The following is an 18846-nucleotide window of genomic DNA, read 5'->3' on the forward strand; positions in this document are numbered from 1 at the left end:
GTCCGGCACCCCCCGACGCCCTCCGGCCCCTCGAGCGCCGAGGTTGCGTGACATCGTCGGGCTCCGGTCGAATCCGAGCCGTTGCGGCTCGCGCTTCGGTCCCGAGCCCGCCACGCCGAATTCGATCTGCATAAAATAGATGACACCCGTGTCGCATACGCGGCGTCGAGGCTTGTCCAGGGGGTACCGTGCCGCACACCGATTCCGCGTCGACGAACACGTCGACGAACGCCGCACCGCCGACTCCGGCGCGGCGCGCACTCGCACCGGATCTCGCGCGCGGCTGGATGCTGCTGCTCATCGCGATCGCGAACGTCTCGGTGTATCTGTGGGGGCACGACACTCCCCTGTACACGACCCATCCCTCCGACGGCTCCGCGCTCGATCGAGCGCTCTCGGCCCTGACGATCCTGTTCGTCGATGCGCGCGTCTACCCGATGTTCGCGTTCCTCTTCGGCTACGGCATGGTGCAGTTCGCTCGCTCTCGGGAGACGAGGGGCGTGCCGCTGGTGGCGGTGCGCGGTATGTTCTGGCGCAGGCACTGGTGGCTGCTGTCGTTCGGGTTCGTGCACGCGGCGCTGCTGTTCGCGGGCGACATCCTCGGCGCCTACGGGCTCGCGGGTCTCGCGCTCACGGCGGCGCTGTTCTGGCGCTCGGATCGCGTGCTGAAGTTCGCGGCGTGGACGATGTTCGCGCTCGTCGCGTTCGGTGCGGTCTCGTCGCTGGGGCTCGGGCTGCTGCTGAACGCGCTCGTGCCCGCCGACTCGCCGGCGTTGATGACCGCCGCCGACTTCGGCAGCACCGCCGACATGCTGAACGGCGTGCAGGGGTACGGCTGGGCGATGCTCGCCCGCATCGGCATGTGGCTCGTGTCGACGCCCGCGACGGTGCTGTCGCTGGTGGTGCCCCTGTGCATCCTGCTGGGCTGGCTCGCGGGCCGCCACCGCTGGCTCGAGGCCGCGGGCTCCCGCATCGGTCTCGGGGCCGTCGCCGGTTGGGGTATCCTCGTCAGCACGGTCGCGGCCGCACCGACGGCCATGCTCTACCTCGGCCTGCTGCCGGCGCTGGAACCCGTCGCCTGGGCGATGATACTGCTCAACCAGTTGGCGGGCGCCGCGGGGGGCGTCGGCTACGCCGCGCTCTTCGGCGTGATCGGTCCTCGACTGCAGCATCGCGCCGGCGCGGTGTCGCGCGCCGTGGCCGCGGTGGGCAAGCGCTCGCTGAGCAGCTACCTGCTGCAGTCGGTGGTGTTCGCTCCCCTGCTCGCGGCGTGGGGCTTCGGCATGGGCTCGCGCATCAACACCGCGGCCGCGTTCGGGATCGCGCTCGGCGCCTGGCTGCTGTCGCTGATCCTCGCCGTGATCCTGGAGCGCCGCGGAGCGCGCGGTCCCGCCGAGGTGCTGCTGCGCCGGCTCACCTACGCGAGACTCGACCTGCCCGCCGCTCCCCTCCCCGCCGCTCCCCCGGCCCCGTCCACGGCACGGGCCGCGGACGATACGCCCAGCACCCGCTGAGCCCGCCTCCGGTACGCTGGCGGGAGTTGCACACCTCGGGAAAGACGAAGCGATGTACGTGAAGATCTGCGGTCTGCGCGATACCACGATGGCCGCCCACTCGGTCGCCGCCGGCGCCGACGCCCTGGGGGTCGTCATGAGCCCGCGCAGCCCGCGCCACGCCACGCCTGCGCAGGCCGCCGAGGTCATCGCGGCGGCGCGGGCCTCGGATCGCGAGATCGACGTGGCGCTCGTGGTGAACCGCATGCCCGCGCTCGAGGCGGCCGAAACCGCCCGCGATCTGGGGTTCGACGTGCTGCAGCTGCACGGCTCCTACGCGGCCGCCGATTTCGCGGCGGCGCGCGAGATCCTGCCGCGCGTCTGGCGGGCGACGTCGCTCGCGCAGCACCCCGGGCTGCGCTCCGGCGAGTTCGGCGAGGAACGCCTGCTCGTCGACGGCGCCTTCCCCGGCTCCGGTGAAGCCTGGGATCTCTCGCTCATCGACGGCGAGAGACTCGGCCGCGGCTGGCTGCTCGCGGGCGGCCTCGACCCCGACAACGTCGCCGACGCGATCGCCGCGTCCCGGCCGGCGGGCGTCGACGTGTCGAGCGGTGTCGAGCGCGCGCCCGGCGAGAAGGATCCCGAGCTGATCACCCGGTTCATCCGGGCGGCACGCGCATGAGCCGCCCGGAGACGGGCCTTCGCGCCGCGAGCGCGGATCCCGCACCCCCGGCGTCAGCGGATGCGGCGAGTCGCGCCGACCCCAATGACGAGGCGGCTGACGAGCGCACTCCGCTCCCCGAGCCCGAACGCGCGAGCTTCCAGCTCGACTCCCGAGAGCTGCACATCTTCCGATGGCGTCGCCCCGGTGCGCCGCGAGTGCTCCTGATCCACGGCATCGGCATGGGCCACAGCGTCTACGATCGCTTCCTCGCCGAGATCCACACCGAGTGCGAGGCGATCGCCGTCGATCTGCCCGGCTTCGCCGACTGCCCCGAACCGGCCGACCCGCTCAGCATGCCCGACACCGCCGACCTGGTCGCCGCCGCGCTGCACGAGCAGCACGCGGGCCCGCTGGTCGCCGTGGGCCACTCGATGGGCGCCCAGATCGTCGCCGAGCTCGCAGCCCGGCACCCCGACCTCATGGAACGGGTCGTGCTGATCGCCCCCTCGGTGAACCCCGCCGAGCGTTCCCTGCTCATGCAGGGCGCGCGCATGATCCAGGATCTCGCCGAGGGTGAGCCCCTTTCGGTGCTCACCCGAGCGACGAAGACCTACCTGCAGGCCGGCCCGATCTGGTTCATGCGCAAGCTGAGGCAGATGCTCGATCACCGCCTCGAGAGCTGCCTGCCCCGCGTCGCGCAGCCCAGCCTCGTGATCAGGGGAACCCGGGACCGCGTCTGCCCGCGAGGCTGGGCCGTGCGGATCACCGGGCTGCTCCCCCGCGGCGAGATGCTGCAGATCCGGGATCGCGGGCACGAGGCGCTCATCAGCTCCGGACAGCCCGTCGCCCACCACGTGCTCGACTGGATGGGGATCGCTCGAGAGCGGTAGCGCTGTCCCCCGAGCTGCACATTCTGGCATTCCGGCGTCGGACGTTGTAACCTGAGCGTTATCTTTTGCCGCGGCCCCCGGCGCCGCGCCCCCGACTCTCGAAAGCCCGAATGACAGACGCCCCGATTCTCAGCGAGCCCAGCGGCTCGGCCGGCTCCGGCTACCCGTCGCGCAGGTCGCTGAGGGAACAGCAGCGGGCCGCCTCGCAGGCCGCGCCGCAGTCGGCAGCTCGGGAGACCTCGCCCGAGACCCCGCAGACGGCGCCTGAGTCGACGCGCGCGGCCGCATCACCGCAGGCGGCGCCCGATACTGTCGCGCCGGACGCGTCCCGACCCGGAGCCGAGCGTCGGCCGACGCCGAAGACGGCGCTGCCGTCGACCGCCACCGGATCGCTCCGGCTGCCCTTCGTCGAGCACGTACCGACAGCCGAACCGGCGGTCGTGAGGTCACCAGCGGCTCCGGTGCCGCTTCGCCGCCGCATCGCCGCCGTGGCCGCGGCCGCGAGCGTCTGCGGTCTCGTGCTCACGGCATCGCTCCCCCTCATCACACCTGCCGACGCCGACGCCTCGGCGGGCGGCGTGGTCGCGGCGCAGGAACTCTTCTCCGAGGTCTCGCTCGACGAGCTCCCGACGTCGTTCAGCGAGATCAGCGCGTCGGTCTCGGACTCCGAAACCCCCGTCAGCTACACGTTCCGACCGCAGGCGCTCGTCAACTACCCTTTCGTCTCGAACGTCATGCTCACCGACGGGTTCGGTTACCGCACGGCTCCCGTCGAGCAGTTCCACGACGCGCAGGACTTCGGGGCACCCGCCGGCACCCCGATCCAGGTCATCGCCGACGGCGAGGTGCTCGAGGCGGGCTTCGCGAGCGACGGCTGCGGCTTCGGTCTCAAGGTCGAGCACGAGCTCGACGGCAAGAACGTCACCAGCCGCTATTGCCACATGGAGATGGGTTCCCACACTTACCAGGTCGGCGACACGGTCGCGATGGGCGACCAGGCCGGCACCGTCGGCAACACCGGCATGTCGTTCGGCCCGCACCTGCACCTCGCGATCCGCGTCGACGACGAGCCCGTGGATCCGATGCCGTTCTTCGCGAAGTACACGCGCATGGATCGCGCGGAGACGGCGTCGGCGAGACCCTGACCCCGCTCCGGCCGGAAGCGCAGTGAGCCCTCAGCAGCGCTCTCGCGGCATGCCGGGAGCGCCGGAGCTGACGCGCCGCTCAGGCCGCGTCGCCCGCCTCGGAGGTCGCACGCACCCACTCGTCGAGCTTCTCGACCGCCCGACCCGAGTCGATGGTCTCTGCGGCGACCCGCAGCTTCTCGTCGAGGCGCTCGAGCAGGGGGCGCTCGGACGACTCGGGCAGCTTCGCCAGGTCGAAGGCGACGAGGCCCGCCGCTGCGTTGAGCAGCACGATGTCGCGCACCGGCCCCGACTCCCCCGCCAGCACGCGATGCACGATCCGTGCATTCTCGTCGGGGGTGCCGCCGAGCAGATCCTCGATCGACGCACGTGCGATCCCGAGATCGCGCGGATCGATGTCGTGCTCCGTGAGGCCGCCGCGGGTGACCTCCCAGAGCCGGGAATGCCCCGTAGTGGTGAGCTCGTCGAGCCCGTCGTCGCCTCGGAAGACGAGGGCCGAGGCCCCCCGGATGCGGAACACGCCGGCGATGAGCGGAGCGGCGACCGGATCGGCAACGCCGACGGCGGAGGCCTCGGGGCGCACGGGATTGCAGAGCGGGCCGAGGAAGTTGAAGACCGTGGGGATGCCGAGGTCGGAGCGCACGGGGGCGACGTGCCGGAACCCGGGCAGGAAGCGGGCGGCGTGCACGAAGGCGATGCCCGCACGGTCGAAGACCGCGGCGAGCTGATCCGCGTCGAGCGAGAGCCCGATGCCGAGCGCCGTCAGCACGTCGGAGGAGCCGGACTTGCTGCTCGCCGCCTTGTTGCCGTGCTTCACGATGGGAGCGCCCGCCGCCGCCGCCGTGATCGATGCCATGGTCGAGACGTTCACGGTGCCGAAGCGGTCTCCCCCGGTGCCCACGACGTCGAGCGACATCGCCGGAAGCGCGATGGGGGCGGCCTCGGCGAGGATCGCGTCGCGGAAGCCCACAATCTCATCGACGGTCACGCCCTTCGATCGCAGCGCCACCAGGAAGGCGCCCATCTGGGCGCCGCTGGCGTCTCCCGTCATGAAGCGGGACATCGCCCACTCCGCCTGGGAGACGCTGAGATCGTCGCCCTCGAGGAGCGTCGTGAGCACGGTCGGCCAGCTGCGTTCGTCGATCATGGGCCAATCCTATCGAGCCGCCGCAGGGTCCCCTTTTCGTCAAGGGCGGCGAACGATAATACCAGAGATTTCAAAGTTCATCTGATGAATGAGGTGGCCCGGAATGGACTTTCTCGCCCCTCCAGCACGGTAGGCTGAGCAGGAAACTCGCAGAAAGTTCGGCGCGCCGGGACCGAGTGAAAACGCACACCAAACTTTCAGCCATAATGGAGGGGTGACAACGACCACTATGAATACCAAGTCAGCCGTGCCCTCGGTGAAGCGACCCAATATCGTCGCCGTGGGCACGATCGTGTGGCTCGGCAGCGAGGTCATGTTCTTCGCGGGCCTCTTCGCCATCTACTTCACGCTGCGCGCGATGAACCCTGAGCTGTGGGCCGAGCAGACCGCGCTGCACAACTTCCCGTTCGCGCTGGTCAACACCTTGATCCTGGTCGCCTCCTCCTTCACCGCCCAGGCGGGCGTGTTCGCCGCCGAGCGCATGCAGCCGCGCGCCACCGGCGCGAGCCCGAAGAAGTGGGGCACGGTCGAGTGGTTCTACCTCACCTTCTTCATGGGCGCCATCTTCGTGTCCGGCCAGGTCTGGGAGTACGCCACGTTCGTCTCCGAGGGCATCACGCTCAGCTCGGACCCGTACGGCTCGGCCTTCTACATGACCACGGGCTTCCACGGCATCCACGTCGCCCTCGGCCTCGTCGCGTTCCTGCTCGTCATCGGACGCATCTACGCCGTCAAGAACTTCACGCACAAGGAGGAGACCACCGCGGTCGTCGTGTCCTACTACTGGCACTTCGTCGACATCGTGTGGATCATCCTCTTCATCGTCATCTACGTCCTCAAGTAGGGGTCAGGAGTAATCGAGAACATGGCTCGCGCCAAGAATAACGTTCGCAAGTCCGGCCGACGGCACCCGCTTGCCACCGCCGCTCTCGTTGCGGTCGGCCTGCTCGTGACCGGCGCCGCGTACACCGGCTTCAGCCAGACCTCCGCCACCGCCGAGATCGACCTCGAGTCCCCCGCCACCATCGAGGCCGGCGAGAAGCTGTTCGGCGCCAACTGCGCCACCTGCCACGGCGCCAACGCGCAGGGCACCGATGACGGCCCGTCGCTCATCGGCGCCGGTGCGGCCTCCGTCAACTTCCAGGTCGGCACCGGCCGCATGCCGCTCGCCTTCCAGGGCCCGCAGGGCATGGTCAAGCCGCAGCAGTTCACCGAGGAGCAGACCCTGCAGATGGCGGCCTACGTGGCCTCCCTCGCCCCCGGGCCCGCGCTCCCCGAGAGCCGCTACATCCAGGCCGACAGCGACGACGAGGGCATCGCCCGCGGCGGTCAGCTGTTCCGCATCAACTGCGCGATGTGCCACAACGTCGCCGCGGCCGGCGGTGCGCTCACCCAGGGCAAGTTCGCCCCGAAGCTGACTGGCGTCCCGGCCACCCACATCTACGAGGCCATGGTCACCGGCCCCCAGAACATGCCCGTCTTCAGCGACGCGAACATCACGCCGCAGGAGAAGGCCGACATCATCTCGTACCTCAAGTACATCGAGAACGAGCCCGCCGTCGGCGGTCTGACCCTCGGGTCGATCGGCCCCGTGGCCGAGGGCCTCTTCATCTGGGTGATCGGTCTCGGCGCCATCGTCGGCCTCACCGTCTGGGTCACCGCGAAGTCGAACTGATCCGACGGCGCACACAGAGTTCATGAGTCAGGAGTCAAGGAGCAACATGGCAGAGGAAGCGAAGAACAACGGCGGCAGTGACGCCGTTGTCGCAGCCCAGGGCCACAGCTCGGTCGAAGCTGCGGCAGGCACCGCGGTCGTCGTGGCCGACGCTGTGCAGAATCCGGGCCTTCCCCCGCACCGGAAGCGCGTCACGGATCTCGATCCGAAGCGGGAGAAGCGCGCCGAGCGCATCGTCTACACGCTCTTCTACATCTCGATCGCGGGCAGCCTCGGCGCCGTCCTCGCCTACATGTTCTTCCCGATCGAAACGGGCGACATGATGGCGATCCGACTGCACACCATGTTCGTCGGTCTCGGCATGGCGCTCGCGCTGCTCGCCATCGGCGTCGGAGCCGTGCACTGGGGCAAGGCCCTCATGGCCGACCACGAGTCGATCGATGAGCGCCACCCCGTGCCGAGCGACACGCCCACGCGCGAGGCCTCGGCCGAGGTCTTCAAGCTCGCCGACGAGGAGTCGGGCTTCTCGCGCCGCTCGCTGGTGCGCAACAGCCTCATCGGCGCGCTCATCGCGTTCCCCCTCCCCGGCATCACGCTCCTCCGCAGCCTCGCTCCGCAGGACCGCGACCCCGTGCAGCTGCTCAAGCACACCATGTGGGACAAGGGCGTGCGCCTGGCTCGCGACCCCTCCGGCGTTCCGATCAAGGCCAGCGAGGTCACCATCGGCTCCGCGTTCCACGTGATCCCCGAGACGCTGAACCACGACGACTTCCACAACCTCAGCCTCGACGAGCGCGGCGGCAGCGAGACGCTGCTCGACGCCAAGGCGAAGGCCATCGTGCTGCTGATGCGTCTCGACCAGGCCGAGCTCAAGGAGCTTCCCGAGCGCGAGAACTGGTCGTACGACGGAATCGTCGCCTACTCGAAGGTCTGCACGCACGTGGGCTGCCCCGTGGCGCTCTACGAGCAGCACACCCACCACCTGCTCTGCCCCTGCCACCAGTCGCAGTTCGACGTCTCGGAGCACGCGAAGGTCGTCTTCGGTCCGGCCAAGCGCCCGCTGCCCCAGCTGCCCATCACCGTCGACGACGAGGGCTACCTCATCGCGCAGAGCGATTTCCATGAACCTGTCGGCCCGAGCTTCTGGGAGCGCCTCAAGTGAGCAGCACCGTAACTGAATCCCCCGCGCAGAGCGGTTCGAGCCGCTTCACCGCCGCCGCAGCGAACTACATCGACGAGCGCACCAAGATCGGCGTCGCCGTCAAGGAGTTCGGCCGCAAGGTCTTCCCCGACCACTGGTCGTTCCTGCTCGGCGAGGTCGCCCTCTACAGCTTCATCGTGATCCTGCTGTCGGGCACCTTCCTCACGCTGTTCTTCCAGGCCTCCATGGCCGAGGTGCACTACACCGGCCCCTACGTGCCTATGAAGGGCCTCGAGATGTCGGTCGCCATGGCATCGACGCTCGACATCTCCTTCTCCGTGCGCGGCGGCCTGCTCATGCGTCACGTGCACCACTGGGCCGCGCTGCTGTTCGTCGCCTCGATCGGCCTGCACATGCTCCGCATCTTCTTCACGGGTGCGTTCCGCAAGCCGCGCGAGCTCAACTGGCTCATCGGCTTCGTGCTCTTCGTGCTCGCGATGGCCGAGGGCTTCACCGGCTACTCGCTCCCCGATGACGTGCTCTCCGGCAACGGTCTCCGCATCATCGACGGCATCATCAAGGCGATCCCCGTGATCGGCACCTACCTCTCGTACTTCTTCTTCGGAGGCGAATTCCCCGGTACCGACATCATCGGCCGCCTGTACATGCTGCACATCATGGTGCTGCCGGCGCTCGTGATCCTCTTCGTGGCCCTGCACCTCGCCTTCGTGGTCATCCACAAGCACACCCAGTACCCCGGCCCGGGCAAGACCCAGCAGAACGTGGTCGGCTACCCCGTGCTTCCCGTGTACGCGGCGAAGGCCGGCGGCTTCTTCTTCATCGTGTTCGGCATGATCGTGCTGATCGCCTCGTTCGTGGGCATCAACCCGATCTGGAACTACGGCGCCTACGACCCGTCGCCGGTGTCGGCCGGTACCCAGCCCGACTGGTACATCGGCTTCGCCGACGGCATGCTGCGCCTCGTGCCGCCCGGGCTCGAAACCGAGTGGTTCGGCTTCACCTGGTCCTGGAACATGCTGCTGCCTCTCATCGTCATCGGCATCTTCCTGGTGCTCGTGGCCATCTACCCCTTCGTCGAGGCGTGGGTGACCGGCGACAAGCGCGAGCACCACATCCTCGATCGCCCCCGCAACGCCCCCACCCGCACCGCGATCGGCGCCGCCGGCGTCGTGTTCTACGCGGTCATGTGGGCCGGCGCGAGCTCGGACCTCATGGCGACGCACTTCCAGCTCTCGATGGAGGGTGTGATCCACGCGCTCCAGGCCCTGCTGATCTTCGGCCCGATCTTCACCTACTTCGTGACCAAGCGCATCTGCCTCGGTCTGCAGAAGAAGGACCGCGCGATCGCCCTGCACGGCTACGAGTCGGGCCGCATCGTGCGCCTGCCCGGTGGCGAGTACATCGAGGTGCACAAGCCGCTCGACGAGTACGAGCGCTGGGAGCTGGTCAGCTACCACGACTACGCACCGCTCATGCTGCGTCCCAACGACGACGGCCGAATCCCGTTCTCGAAGCGCCTGCGCGCAGGATTCAGCCGCTGGTTCTTCGAAGACCGCATCGTCCCGCCTTCCCAGGGCGAGATCGAGAAGGGCCACCACGAGGGTCACTGATCCTCTCCCGGCGCGTGAGGCCCCGCAGGTTTATTCCTGCGGGGCCTCACGCGTTTCCGCACCGCGGCGCGCTCATTCCCCTGCGCCGCTACGACGCGCTGCTAGCCTCGGGGCGTGAGCAACCCGCACGCCTTCGAGAACCCCGTCAGCGCCGCCTACGGCGCGCGAGCGGCCGAGTACACGCGGCTGCTCGGATCGGTCGACGACATGCATCCCCTCGATCGCTCGCGCATCACCGAATGGGCGATGAGCGTGGAGGGGCGGCTGCTGGATCTCGGGTGCGGCCCAGGGCACTGGACCGCACACCTCGCGCACCACGGCGTCGACGCGCACGGCATTGATCTGACCCCCGAGTTCGTGCGCGTCGCACAGCAGCGCTTCCCGGAACTCGCGTTCGCAGTGGGCGACGCTCGCTCGCTCGAGGCCGGTGACGGATCACTCGGCGGCGTGCTGTCCTGGTACTCGCTGATCCACGCCGAGCCTCGGGATCTCGACGCACAGCTTCGCGAGATCGCTCGGGTGCTCTCCCCCGGCGGCCGGCTGCTCGTCGGTTTCTTCGACGGCCCCGCGGATGAGCCGTTCGAGCACGCAGTGACGACGGCGTTCACCCACTCTCCGCAGCAGTTCCGCGAGATGCTCGGGGCTGTGGGATTCGACGTGATCGACGTCGAACGCCGGCAGAACCCTCCGGCCCGCCCTCACGCGTCGATCTCCGCGATCAGGGTCTAGGCGGCAAAAGGTCGCACCTCTGCAGAACTCGGAGCGGAGCGACGCGCGTAGGCGACGCAAGCAAGTGACGCGGGCCTGACCGGCGCCGGTCTGCGGAGCTCAGGGGTGTGGCTCAGGGCCGGAGCTCAGGGCCGGGGATCGGGCTGCGCGTCGAGAAGAGCCCGGGCCCCCGCGGCGAGCAGGGCGTCGAAAAGCGGCTCCCCCAGCAACGCGCGGAGCTCGAGCAGCGGCCTTCGCATCGGCTTCTGCAGCCCGGGCGCCGCCGAGGAGGCCACCGACTGGTAGAGGAAGCGCAGGAGGCTCTCTGACGGCGCTTCGGAGGGGCGCACGCTCAGCTGCTCGCCGAGCCGCTCGAAACACGCCAGGAAGAGCTGCTGCTTCGTCTCGAAGTTGGCGTAGACGTGTGGCTGCGGCACGTCCGCGCGGGCGGCGATGGAACTTGTGGAGGCGCCGTGATAGCCGAAGAGGCCGAACTCCACGAGTCCGGCCTCCAGCAGGCGCTCCCGGTTCTCACCGGGACGTCGCCGAGTGCGACGATGCGTGGTGCTCACCCCAGGTCGAGAACCTTGCGGTAGTGCTCACCGACGGGCTCGAAGCCCCGGTGGTTGTAGAACGAGCCGATGCGAGCGGTGGACGCCGAGAGCTGGCGCACCCCGCGGCCCATGCAGTAGTGCTCGTTGGCCTGCATCAGCCGATCCCCCACGCCGTGGCCCCGCGAGGCCTCGTCGACGACGATCTCCTGCAGGTGGGCGGTGAGGCCGGGCGCATGCAGCAGGCGCGAGACCGTCATCAGCGAGTAGCCGACCAGTCGATCGTCGAGCTCCGCGACGAAGAGCACGTTAGTCTCCTGGTCGCGGTGCCGCAGCACGTTGTCGAACGCGATGAGGAACTCGTCGCGGCCGATGGGCTCGCGCCCCGTGGTGAACTGACGGGCGAGAGCGAGGACGTCCGCGCCGTCCTCGCTGCGCCCGCGGCGGATGATGATGCTCAAGCGAAGGCCTCTATCGTGCGAAGTTGCCGCGGTAGTACTCGTACACCCAGCCGACGATGCCGACGATGACGAGCGGCAGGGTCAGGAACGAGAGCCAGAAGTTGAAGCCCACGCACAGGCCCAGCACCACCATCGAGGCGCCGAAGGCGAGGAACAGCGGCCACCAGCTCCAGGGGCTGAACTCGCCGAGCTCGGGATCCCCGTCGTCGATGTCGGCGTCGAGGCGGTCCTCATGCAGCACGCCGCCCTGCTTCTTCTTCACGAGCCCCAGGTAGAAGGCGATGAAGCCGGTGAGACCGCCCGAGAGCAGGATCGCCGTGGAGCCGGCCCACTCGGGGTAGCCGTGCACGGACATGTTCCAGATCGTGTAGACGGAGGCCAGCAGCACGAAGTATGCCGTGAGGATCCAGAAGATGACGATGTTGGATTTCATTGCTTCAGTATCTCCTCGAGATCACTTCTTCTCGGCGAGCGCGGGCTCGCGAACCGGCTGCTCCACGCCGCTGATCTCGGGGTGATTGAGATCGAACGCCGGCGACTCCGTGCGGATGCGCGGGATCGAGGTGAAGTTGTGGCGGGGCGGCGGGCAGGAGGTCGCCCACTCGAGCGAGCGGCCGTAGCCCCACGGATCGTTGACGGTGACCTTCGGGGCGCGACGCGCCGTGATGTACACGTTCAGCAGGAACGGGATCATCGAGACGCCGAGCACCATCGCACCCACGGTCGACAGCTGGTTGCCCCAGGTGATGCCGTCGGCGGGAAGGTAGGTCGCGTAGCGACGAGGCATGGCCATGACGCCGAGCCAGTGCTGCACGAGGAAGGTCATGTGGAAGCCGATGAACAGCACCCAGAAGTGGATCTTGCCGAGGCGCTCGTCGAGCATGCGCCCGGTCCACTTCGGCCACCAGAAGTAGAAGCCGGCGAACATCGCGAACACGACCGTGCCGAAGATCACGTAGTGGAAGTGCGCGACCACGAAGTAGGTGTCCGAGAGGTGGAAATCGAGCGCCGGCGACGCCAGGATGACGCCGGTCAGGCCGCCGAAGACGAACGACACCAGGAAGCCGAGCGACCAGAGCATGGGCGTCTCGAAGGTGATCGACCCCCGCCACAGCGTGCCGAGCCAGTTGAAGATCTTCACACCGGTGGGCACCGCGATCATCATCGTCATGAGCGCGAAGAACGGCAGCAGCACCGAGCCGGTGACGTACATGTGGTGCGCCCACACCGTCATCGACAGCGCGGCGATGGAGATCGTCGCGTAGATCAGCGTCTTGTAGCCGAAGATCGGCTTGCGGCTGAACACCGGGAAGACCTCGGAGACGATGCCGAAGAATGGCAGCGCGATGACGTACACCTCGGGATGGCCGAAGAACCAGAAGAGGTGCTGCCACAGAATGGCTCCGCCCTCGCCGTTGTAGATGTGCGCTCCGAAGATGCGGTCGGCGGCGAGGCCGAACATCGCCGCGGCGAGCACCGGGAAGACGAGCAGCACGAGGATCGAGGTGATGAGCGTGTTCCAGGTGAACACCGACATGCGCCACATGGTCATGCCCGGTGCGCGCATCGTGATGATCGTGGTGATGAAGTTCACGCCGCCCATGATCGTGCCGAAACCGCTCACGCCGAGGCCGAGCACCCAGAGGTTGCCGCCGACGCCGGGCGAGTAGGTCATCTCGGAGAGCGGCGCGTATGCGAACCAGCCGAACGAGGCCGCGCCCTGCGGGGTGAGGAAGCCACCGACGGCGATCAGCGAGCCGAAGGTGTAGAGCCAGAAGGCGAAGGCGTTGAGTCGCGGGAAGGCGACATCGGGAGCGCCGATCTGCAGCGGCATCATGACGTTCGCGAAGCCCGCGAAGAGCGGGGTGGCGAACATCAGCAGCATGATGGTGCCGTGCATGGTGAACAGCTGGTTGTACTGCTCTTTCGTGGCGATGATTTCGAGACCCGGCGCGAACAGCTGCGCGCGGATCAGGAGCGCCATCAGGCCGCCGATCAGGAACCACACGAAGGAGCTGATCAGATACATGTATCCGATCACCTTGTGGTCCGTGGACGTCAGCCACGAGACAATGACGTTGCCCTTCTTCATGTTTCTGTTTCCCTCGTTAGTCGTTCTGCGACTTCGCGCTGTCGTTGTCGATCGCGAGGCGCTCCTGGTTCGGGTTGAACTCGACGGTCACCTGGCCCGTGTTGCCGGCGTCGCGCAGCGAGTCGATGTACGCGTCGTACTCGTCTTGCTCGACGACCCGCACCTCGAAGAGCATCATCGAGTGGTACTCGCCGCAGAGCTCGGCGCACTTGCCCATGAAGGTGCCGGTCTTGGTCGGCGTGAAGCTCATGTAGTTGGTCTGACCGGGGATCATGTCCTTCTTGTAGAGGAACTCGACCACCCAGAAGGAGTGGATGACGTCGCGGGTCTCGAGGCGGATCTCGGTGGTCTTGTCGACCGGGAGGTAGAGCACCGGCATGGTGTCTTCCTCGGCGTTGCCCTCGGCGTCGGTCTGCACCTGCACGCCCTGGAAGTAGACGTCGTCATCAACGTAGTTGAAGTCCCAGGCCCAGCGCTTGCCGATGACCTCGACGGTGTTGTCGGGGTTGTCGATGCGGGCCTCGATCTTGCTCTGCTCCTGAGCGGTGAAGGCGAAGAAGCCGAGCACCAGGATGACCGGGACGACCGTGAAGAAGGTCTCGATCGGCATGTTGTAGCGGAGCTGCACCGGCAGGCCGGTCTGACCCTTGCGGCGGCGGTAGGCGATGGTGGCCCAGATGATGAGGCCCCACGTGATGACGCCGACCGCGAGCAGCACGATCCAGGAGGTGACCCACAGGCCCGTGATGCCGTCCGTGTGGCTGGTGGCTCCCTCGGAACCCTCGGGCAGGAAGCCCCGCTGCTGCTCGGGGGTGCAGCCGGCGAGGAGCAGCGCTGCCGAGAGCGCCACCGGGGCCGCGACCCATTTCATTCGACGATTGGAACGCACCGCATACCTTTCGAACTGTTTTCTCGCCGGCTCGGATGGCAGGCGAAGCTGATGACTCCCTGTTAGCTTAGCGCGAACCTGAGCATTCCCCGAACCGACACCGGGTGTCGCGAACTCTCGATGCCCGGCCCGGTTCAGCTGAAACTGTCGCCGCAGGCGCAGCTGCCCTGGGCGTTGGGATTGTCGATGGTGAAGCCCTGCTTCTGAATGGTGTCCTCGAAGTCGATCGTGGCGCCGCTGAGGTACGGAATGCTCATGGCGTCGACCACGACCTCGACCCCGTCGAAGTCGACGACGGCGTCGTTCTCGAGCTCTCGCTCGTCGAAGAACAGCTGGTAGATGAGGCCCGAGCACCCGCCGGGCTGCACGGCGATGCGCAGTCGCAGATCGTCGCGCCCCTCTTGCGCCAGCAGACTGCGCACCTTCTCCTGCGCGGCCCCGCTGAGCGCGACTCCGTGGGCGTGCTCGGCAGCCGCGGTCTCTGCAGCGATCGTCTCAGTGCTCATGCGTAAACTCCTCGCTCGCGTGTTGAACCCGTCTTCCCCGATTCTACGCCGCTCCGCCGGGGAAGTCGCCAGCAGCGCACGGTAGTCTTGGGGCAGCAGTCGACGCGGTTCGTCGACATCCGCTGTACGCAACGCGCGCAGAGCGCATCGATCGAGAGGACAGGCGTGGCAAAGAAGGGCGCTGACGGCGCGACCGCCGCCGACGAGCACGACGCTCAGAACGAGGCCAGGGTCGGCAAAGGTCGGCCGACGCCCTCGCGCAAGCAGGCGCAGGCGGCGAACGCGCGGCCCATCGTCGGCTCGAGGGACAAGACCCTCATGAAGGAGCAGCGGCGTCAGCAGACGGAGGCGCGCGAGCGCGCCCGCCTCGGCATGATGCAGGGCGACGAGCGCTTCCTCACCCCTCGCGACAAGGGGCCGCAGCGCCGCTACGTGCGCGATTACGTCGACGCCCGCTGGAGCGTCGGCGAACTGCTCATCCCCATGATGCTCGTGGTGCTGGTGATGACGTTCATCCCGGGCATCATGCAGGTGATCAGCCTCATCGTGATCTGGGCGTTCGTGGGCCTCGCGATCATCGACGCGGTCTTCCTCGGCATGCGTCTGAAGAAGCGCCTCGGCGAGAAGTTCGGAGAGGATCGCGTGCAGCCGGGCTTCCGCTGGTACGCCGCGATGCGCGCCTTCCAGTTCCGCCCGCTGCGCGTGCCCAAGCCCCAGGTGAAGCGGGGCAGCTTCCCGAGCTGATCCCGCATCCGGGATCCTCACGCAGAGCCCCCGGTCGATGCGAGACGACGTCGCATCGACCGGGGGTTCTGCGTTACCGGGGCGATGTCCTCGGCCGGGGCGCACCGATCCGCCCGCGCCCGCGTCCGAGGCCGAGCCGGAAACCGAGGCCGAGCCGCCTGCGTCCGAGGCCGAGCCGGAAGCCGCGGCTACCGCTGCTGCGTCCAGCCGGCTCGGCGCAGGCCCCGGTTGACGGCGCGCGCCCAGAGGGGCCCCTCGTAGATGTAGGCGGTGAACCCCTGCACGAGCGTCGCGCCCGCCCGCAGCCGCTCGAGCACGTCGTCGGCGGTGGCGACGCCGCCGACCGAGATCACGCAGAAGCCTGGGTCCGGCTCGGCGGCCCGGATGCGGCGCAGCACTTCGAGCGAGCGCTCTCGCAGCGGTTCGCCCGAGAGCCCGCCGGCGCCCATGCGCTCGATCTCGGCGGCGGGAGCGGTGAGGCCTTCCCTCGAGACCGTGGTGTTGGTGGCGATGACGCCGTCGAGCCCGAGGCGCCTGGCGAGGGCGACGATGCCGTCGATCTGCTCGTCTGCCATGTCCGGGGCGATCTTGACGAGCAGCGGGGTGGTGCCGGCTGCGTCGCGCACGGCCGCGAGCAGCGGCTCGAGCATCTCGAGCTCCTGCAGGCCTCGCAGGCCGGGCGTGTTGGGCGAGCTGACGTTCACCGCGAGGTAGTCGGCGATCGGCGCGAGGCGCTGGGCGCTCCAGACGTAGTCCTGCACGGCGTCGTCGACCTCGGTGACGCGGCTCTTGCCGATGTTCACTCCGATCACGGGGCGCCGGCGCGACAGCCGGGCGCGCTCGATGCGGGGAACCGCGGCGGCCGATCCGCCGTTGTTGAAGCCCATGCGGTTGATGAGACCGCGGTCGCCGACCAGCCGGAACATGCGCGGCTTCGGGTTGCCGGGCTGGGCGTGGCGGGTGAGCGTGCCGATCTCGACGTGCCCGAAGCCGAACTCGCCGAGACCGAGGATCCCCTGCGCGTTCTTGTCGAAGCCGGCGGCCAGCCCGAAGGGGCTCGGGAAGTCGATGCCGAGCGCTCGGGTGCGCAGCGACGGGTGCGGGGCGCAGAGTCGGCGCACCACGCCCGCGGTGAAGGGCGCGGCCTGGATCACCTTGAATGCGAGGTGGTGGGTGGTCTCGGGGTCCATGCGTCGCAGCACGGTGCCGAAGAGCAGCGGGTAGAGACGCATGGTCAGTCCTCCGTGGGGGTCGATGCGGATGCCTCGCCCGCGGGGTGCGCGCGCAGCTCGGCGATCGCGGCGTCGAAGTCGGCGAGCGACTCGAACGCCTGGTAGACGCTGGCGAAGCGCAGATAGGCCACCTCGTCGAGTTCGCGCAGGTGGGGCAGGATCGCGAGGCCGATCTCATTGGCGTCGAACTGGGCGATGCCGCTGGAGCGCACGGACTCCTCGACCTGCTGCGCGAGCACGGCGAGGTCGGCCTCGGTGACGGGCCGGCCCTGGCAGGCCTTGCGCACGCCGCTCATGACCTTCTCGCGGCTGAACGGCTCGACCACGCCGGATCGTTTGATCACGGTGAGGCTCGCGGTCTCGGTGGTGGTGAAGCGGCGGCCGCACTCGGGGCACTGCCGGCGACGGCGGATCGAGAGGCCGTCGTCGGCGGTGCGGGAGTCGATGACGCGGCTGTCGGGGTGGCGGCAGAACGGGCAGTGCATCAGGCGCCCTCCCCCGCGCGCTCGGCCTCGAATCGGGCGCTGACGGCCTCGCCGTGCGCGGGCAGGCCCTCGGCGTCGGCGAGGGCGAGGAGGGGCTGCTCGACCTCAGCGAGCGCGGCGCGGTCGTAGCCGATCACCTGCTGCGGTCGCAGGAAGGTGTGGGCGCCGAGGCCCGAGGCGAAGCGCGTGGTGCCGCCGGTGGGCAGCACGTGGTTGGAGCCCGCCAGGTAGTCGCCGAGGCTCACGGGCGTGTAGCCGCCCACGAAGATCGCGCCGGCGTCGCTGATGCGGGCGAGCACCGCCTCGTCGTCGCGGGTCTGGATTTCGAGGTGCTCGGGGCCGTAGGCGTCGCTGACGCGGGCGGCCGTGGCGAGGTCGTCGACGAGGATCACCGCGGACTGCGGGCCGGCGAGCGCCGTGGCGACGCGCTCGGCGTGGCGCGTGCGGGCCGCGCGGCGTTCGATCTCCGAGCGCACCCGCTCGGCGAGCTCGGCGGAGTCGGTGACGAGCACCGACGCCGCGGCCTCGTCGTGCTCGGCCTGGCTGATGAGGTCGGCGGCGACGAATCGCGGATCGGCGCTCTCATCGGCGATCACGAGGATCTCGGTGGTGCCGGCCTCGGAGTCGATGCCGACGACGCCGTTCACCACGCGCTTCGCGGCGGCGACGAAGACGTTGCCCGGCCCCGAGATCTTGTCGACGGGCGCGAGCCCGATGCTCTCGACGCCGTGCGCGAAGGCGGCGATGGCGCCGGCGCCGCCGATCGCGTAGACCTCGTCGACGCCGGCGAGCGCGGCGGCCCAGAGCACGACCTCGTGCGGCAGGCCGTCGTTGTCGACCTGCGCGGGCGAGGCGAGCGCGAGTTCGGGCACGCCGGCGGCCTGCGCGGCGACGGCGTTCATGATGACCGACGAGGGGTAGGCGGCCTTGCCGCCGGGCGCGTAGAGTCCGACGCGGCCGATCGGCTGCCAGCGCTGCCGGATGACGGCCCCGTCGCCGAAGCGGGTGAGCTGCTCGGCGGGCACCTGGGCGGCGGATGCGCGCCGCAGCTTCTCGATCAGCAGTTCGAGTGCGGCGCGGATTTCGGGCGGGCAGGTTTCGAGCGACGCGGCGATGCGCTCGGCGGGCACGCGCAGCGCGTGCCCCTCGACGCCGTCGAAGTCGCGCGCCTGCTCGCGCAGCGCGTCCTCTCCTCGATCTCGCACCGCCTCGACGAGGGGGCGCACGCGGTCCACCGCGGTGCCCATGTCGAGTGCGGCGCGCGGCACGAGCCGCAGCAGGTCGGTGCGAGAGAGCTGCTGCCCCCGCAGGTCAATCGTTCGCATCACCCGCCCAGTTTACCGGCAGCGCGGCGGGCTCGCCTCGGCGCCGGGTGCGAACCGGTCTGACAGG

The 18846-nt window shown here is 68.9% G+C and carries 20 protein-coding genes; 10 read left to right on the plus strand and 10 right to left on the minus strand.

All coding sequences use genetic code 11. The features are described from left to right. The first annotated feature begins 188 nt into the window (after positions 1-188). From Leucomu_RS08330 to Leucomu_RS08345, 4 genes are all read left to right on the plus strand, one after another. Positions 189-1514 carry a DUF418 domain-containing protein gene (locus tag Leucomu_RS08330; RefSeq protein ID WP_128386921.1) on the plus strand — a complete coding sequence of 442 codons (1326 nt, stop codon included), beginning with the start codon at positions 189-191 and terminating at the stop codon, positions 1512-1514. Between the two features lie 52 nt (positions 1515-1566). Next, a complete protein-coding gene (locus Leucomu_RS08335; protein WP_128386922.1) occupies positions 1567-2175 on the plus strand; it encodes a phosphoribosylanthranilate isomerase in 609 nt (202 codons plus the stop codon). Next, the gene (locus tag Leucomu_RS08340; RefSeq protein ID WP_128386923.1) at positions 2172-3047 is read left to right on the plus strand and encodes an alpha/beta fold hydrolase; all 876 of its coding nucleotides are present in this window, start codon (positions 2172-2174) and stop codon (positions 3045-3047) included. The genes Leucomu_RS08335 and Leucomu_RS08340 overlap by 4 nt, the downstream gene beginning before the upstream one ends. Positions 3048-3157: 110 nt before the next feature. Further along, entirely contained in the window at positions 3158-4192 is a 1035-nt protein-coding gene (locus Leucomu_RS08345; protein ID WP_128386924.1) for a M23 family metallopeptidase, read from the plus strand. Between the two features lie 79 nt (positions 4193-4271). Here the strand turns inward: Leucomu_RS08345 and trpD are convergent, their stop codons facing one another. Beyond that, on the minus strand, positions 4272-5339 hold the full coding sequence (gene trpD, locus Leucomu_RS08350) for an anthranilate phosphoribosyltransferase (protein ID WP_128386925.1): 1068 nt from the start codon (positions 5337-5339) through the stop codon (positions 4272-4274). A gap of 229 nt (positions 5340-5568) precedes the next feature. On the opposite strand from trpD, the gene ctaE reads away from it, so the two are divergent. From ctaE to Leucomu_RS08375, 5 genes are all read left to right on the plus strand, one after another. After that, on the plus strand, positions 5569-6183 hold the full coding sequence (gene ctaE / locus Leucomu_RS08355) for an aa3-type cytochrome oxidase subunit III (RefSeq protein WP_017884653.1): 615 nt from the start codon (positions 5569-5571) through the stop codon (positions 6181-6183). 21 nt (positions 6184-6204) lie between these two features. Continuing rightward, positions 6205-7014, plus strand: a complete 810-nt coding sequence (qcrC, locus tag Leucomu_RS08360; protein ID WP_128386926.1) for a cytochrome bc1 complex diheme cytochrome c subunit — start codon at positions 6205-6207, stop codon at positions 7012-7014. A gap of 46 nt (positions 7015-7060) precedes the next feature. Next, positions 7061-8176 (plus strand): cytochrome bc1 complex Rieske iron-sulfur subunit, encoded by a 1116-nt coding sequence (gene qcrA, locus Leucomu_RS08365; protein WP_017884651.1) that lies wholly within the window; start codon positions 7061-7063, stop codon positions 8174-8176. Then, entirely contained in the window at positions 8173-9786 is a 1614-nt protein-coding gene (gene qcrB / locus Leucomu_RS08370; RefSeq protein WP_128386927.1) for a cytochrome bc1 complex cytochrome b subunit, read from the plus strand. The genes qcrA and qcrB overlap by 4 nt, the downstream gene beginning before the upstream one ends. Positions 9787-9900: 114 nt before the next feature. Continuing rightward, positions 9901-10515: a class I SAM-dependent methyltransferase gene (locus Leucomu_RS08375; protein ID WP_128386928.1), complete on the plus strand. Its 615-nt coding sequence runs from the start codon at positions 9901-9903 to the stop codon at positions 10513-10515. Positions 10516-10640: 125 nt separating this feature from the next. On the opposite strand, the gene Leucomu_RS08380 is transcribed toward Leucomu_RS08375, so the two are convergent. The 6 genes from Leucomu_RS08380 to erpA all read right to left on the minus strand — a co-directional run bounded on the left by Leucomu_RS08380 (position 10641) and on the right by erpA (position 14993). Further along, complete coding sequence (locus tag Leucomu_RS08380; protein ID WP_128386929.1) at positions 10641-11066, minus strand: TetR/AcrR family transcriptional regulator; 426 nt, start codon at positions 11064-11066, stop codon at positions 10641-10643. Next, positions 11063-11506, minus strand: a complete 444-nt coding sequence (locus Leucomu_RS08385; RefSeq protein WP_017884647.1) for a GNAT family N-acetyltransferase — start codon at positions 11504-11506, stop codon at positions 11063-11065. The genes Leucomu_RS08380 and Leucomu_RS08385 overlap by 4 nt, the downstream gene beginning before the upstream one ends. Before the next feature lie 10 nt (positions 11507-11516). After that, positions 11517-11939: a cytochrome c oxidase subunit 4 gene (locus Leucomu_RS08390; protein WP_017884646.1), complete on the minus strand. Its 423-nt coding sequence runs from the start codon at positions 11937-11939 to the stop codon at positions 11517-11519. A gap of 21 nt (positions 11940-11960) precedes the next feature. Continuing rightward, positions 11961-13598, minus strand: coding sequence for an aa3-type cytochrome oxidase subunit I (gene ctaD / locus Leucomu_RS08395; RefSeq protein ID WP_128386930.1), 1638 nt, complete (start codon positions 13596-13598; stop codon positions 11961-11963). 16 nt (positions 13599-13614) lie between these two features. Then, on the minus strand, positions 13615-14469 hold the full coding sequence (gene ctaC, locus Leucomu_RS08400) for an aa3-type cytochrome oxidase subunit II (RefSeq protein WP_051066206.1): 855 nt from the start codon (positions 14467-14469) through the stop codon (positions 13615-13617). A gap of 152 nt (positions 14470-14621) precedes the next feature. Further along, complete coding sequence (gene erpA / locus Leucomu_RS08405; RefSeq protein WP_128386931.1) at positions 14622-14993, minus strand: iron-sulfur cluster insertion protein ErpA; 372 nt, start codon at positions 14991-14993, stop codon at positions 14622-14624. Between the two features lie 165 nt (positions 14994-15158). Between erpA and Leucomu_RS08410 the strand changes: the two genes are divergently transcribed. Beyond that, a complete protein-coding gene (locus Leucomu_RS08410; protein WP_128386932.1) occupies positions 15159-15737 on the plus strand; it encodes a DUF3043 domain-containing protein in 579 nt (192 codons plus the stop codon). 188 nt (positions 15738-15925) lie between these two features. On the opposite strand, the gene Leucomu_RS08415 is transcribed toward Leucomu_RS08410, so the two are convergent. The 3 genes from Leucomu_RS08415 to hisD are packed head-to-tail and all read right to left on the minus strand — an operon-like array spanning position 15926 to position 18779. After that, positions 15926-16969, minus strand: coding sequence for a quinone-dependent dihydroorotate dehydrogenase (locus Leucomu_RS08415; protein ID WP_128386933.1), 1044 nt, complete (start codon positions 16967-16969; stop codon positions 15926-15928). Between the two features lie 2 nt (positions 16970-16971). Then, a complete protein-coding gene (gene nrdR / locus Leucomu_RS08420; RefSeq protein ID WP_128386934.1) occupies positions 16972-17454 on the minus strand; it encodes a transcriptional regulator NrdR in 483 nt (160 codons plus the stop codon). Further along, the gene (gene hisD / locus Leucomu_RS08425; protein ID WP_128386935.1) at positions 17454-18779 is read right to left on the minus strand and encodes a histidinol dehydrogenase; all 1326 of its coding nucleotides are present in this window, start codon (positions 18777-18779) and stop codon (positions 17454-17456) included. Before hisD ends, nrdR begins: the two co-directional genes overlap by 1 nt. Between the last annotated feature and the right edge of the window lie 67 nt (positions 18780-18846).

Source organism: Leucobacter muris (assembly GCF_004028235.1).
Taxonomy (GTDB): Bacteria; Actinomycetota; Actinomycetes; order Actinomycetales; family Microbacteriaceae; genus Leucobacter; species Leucobacter muris.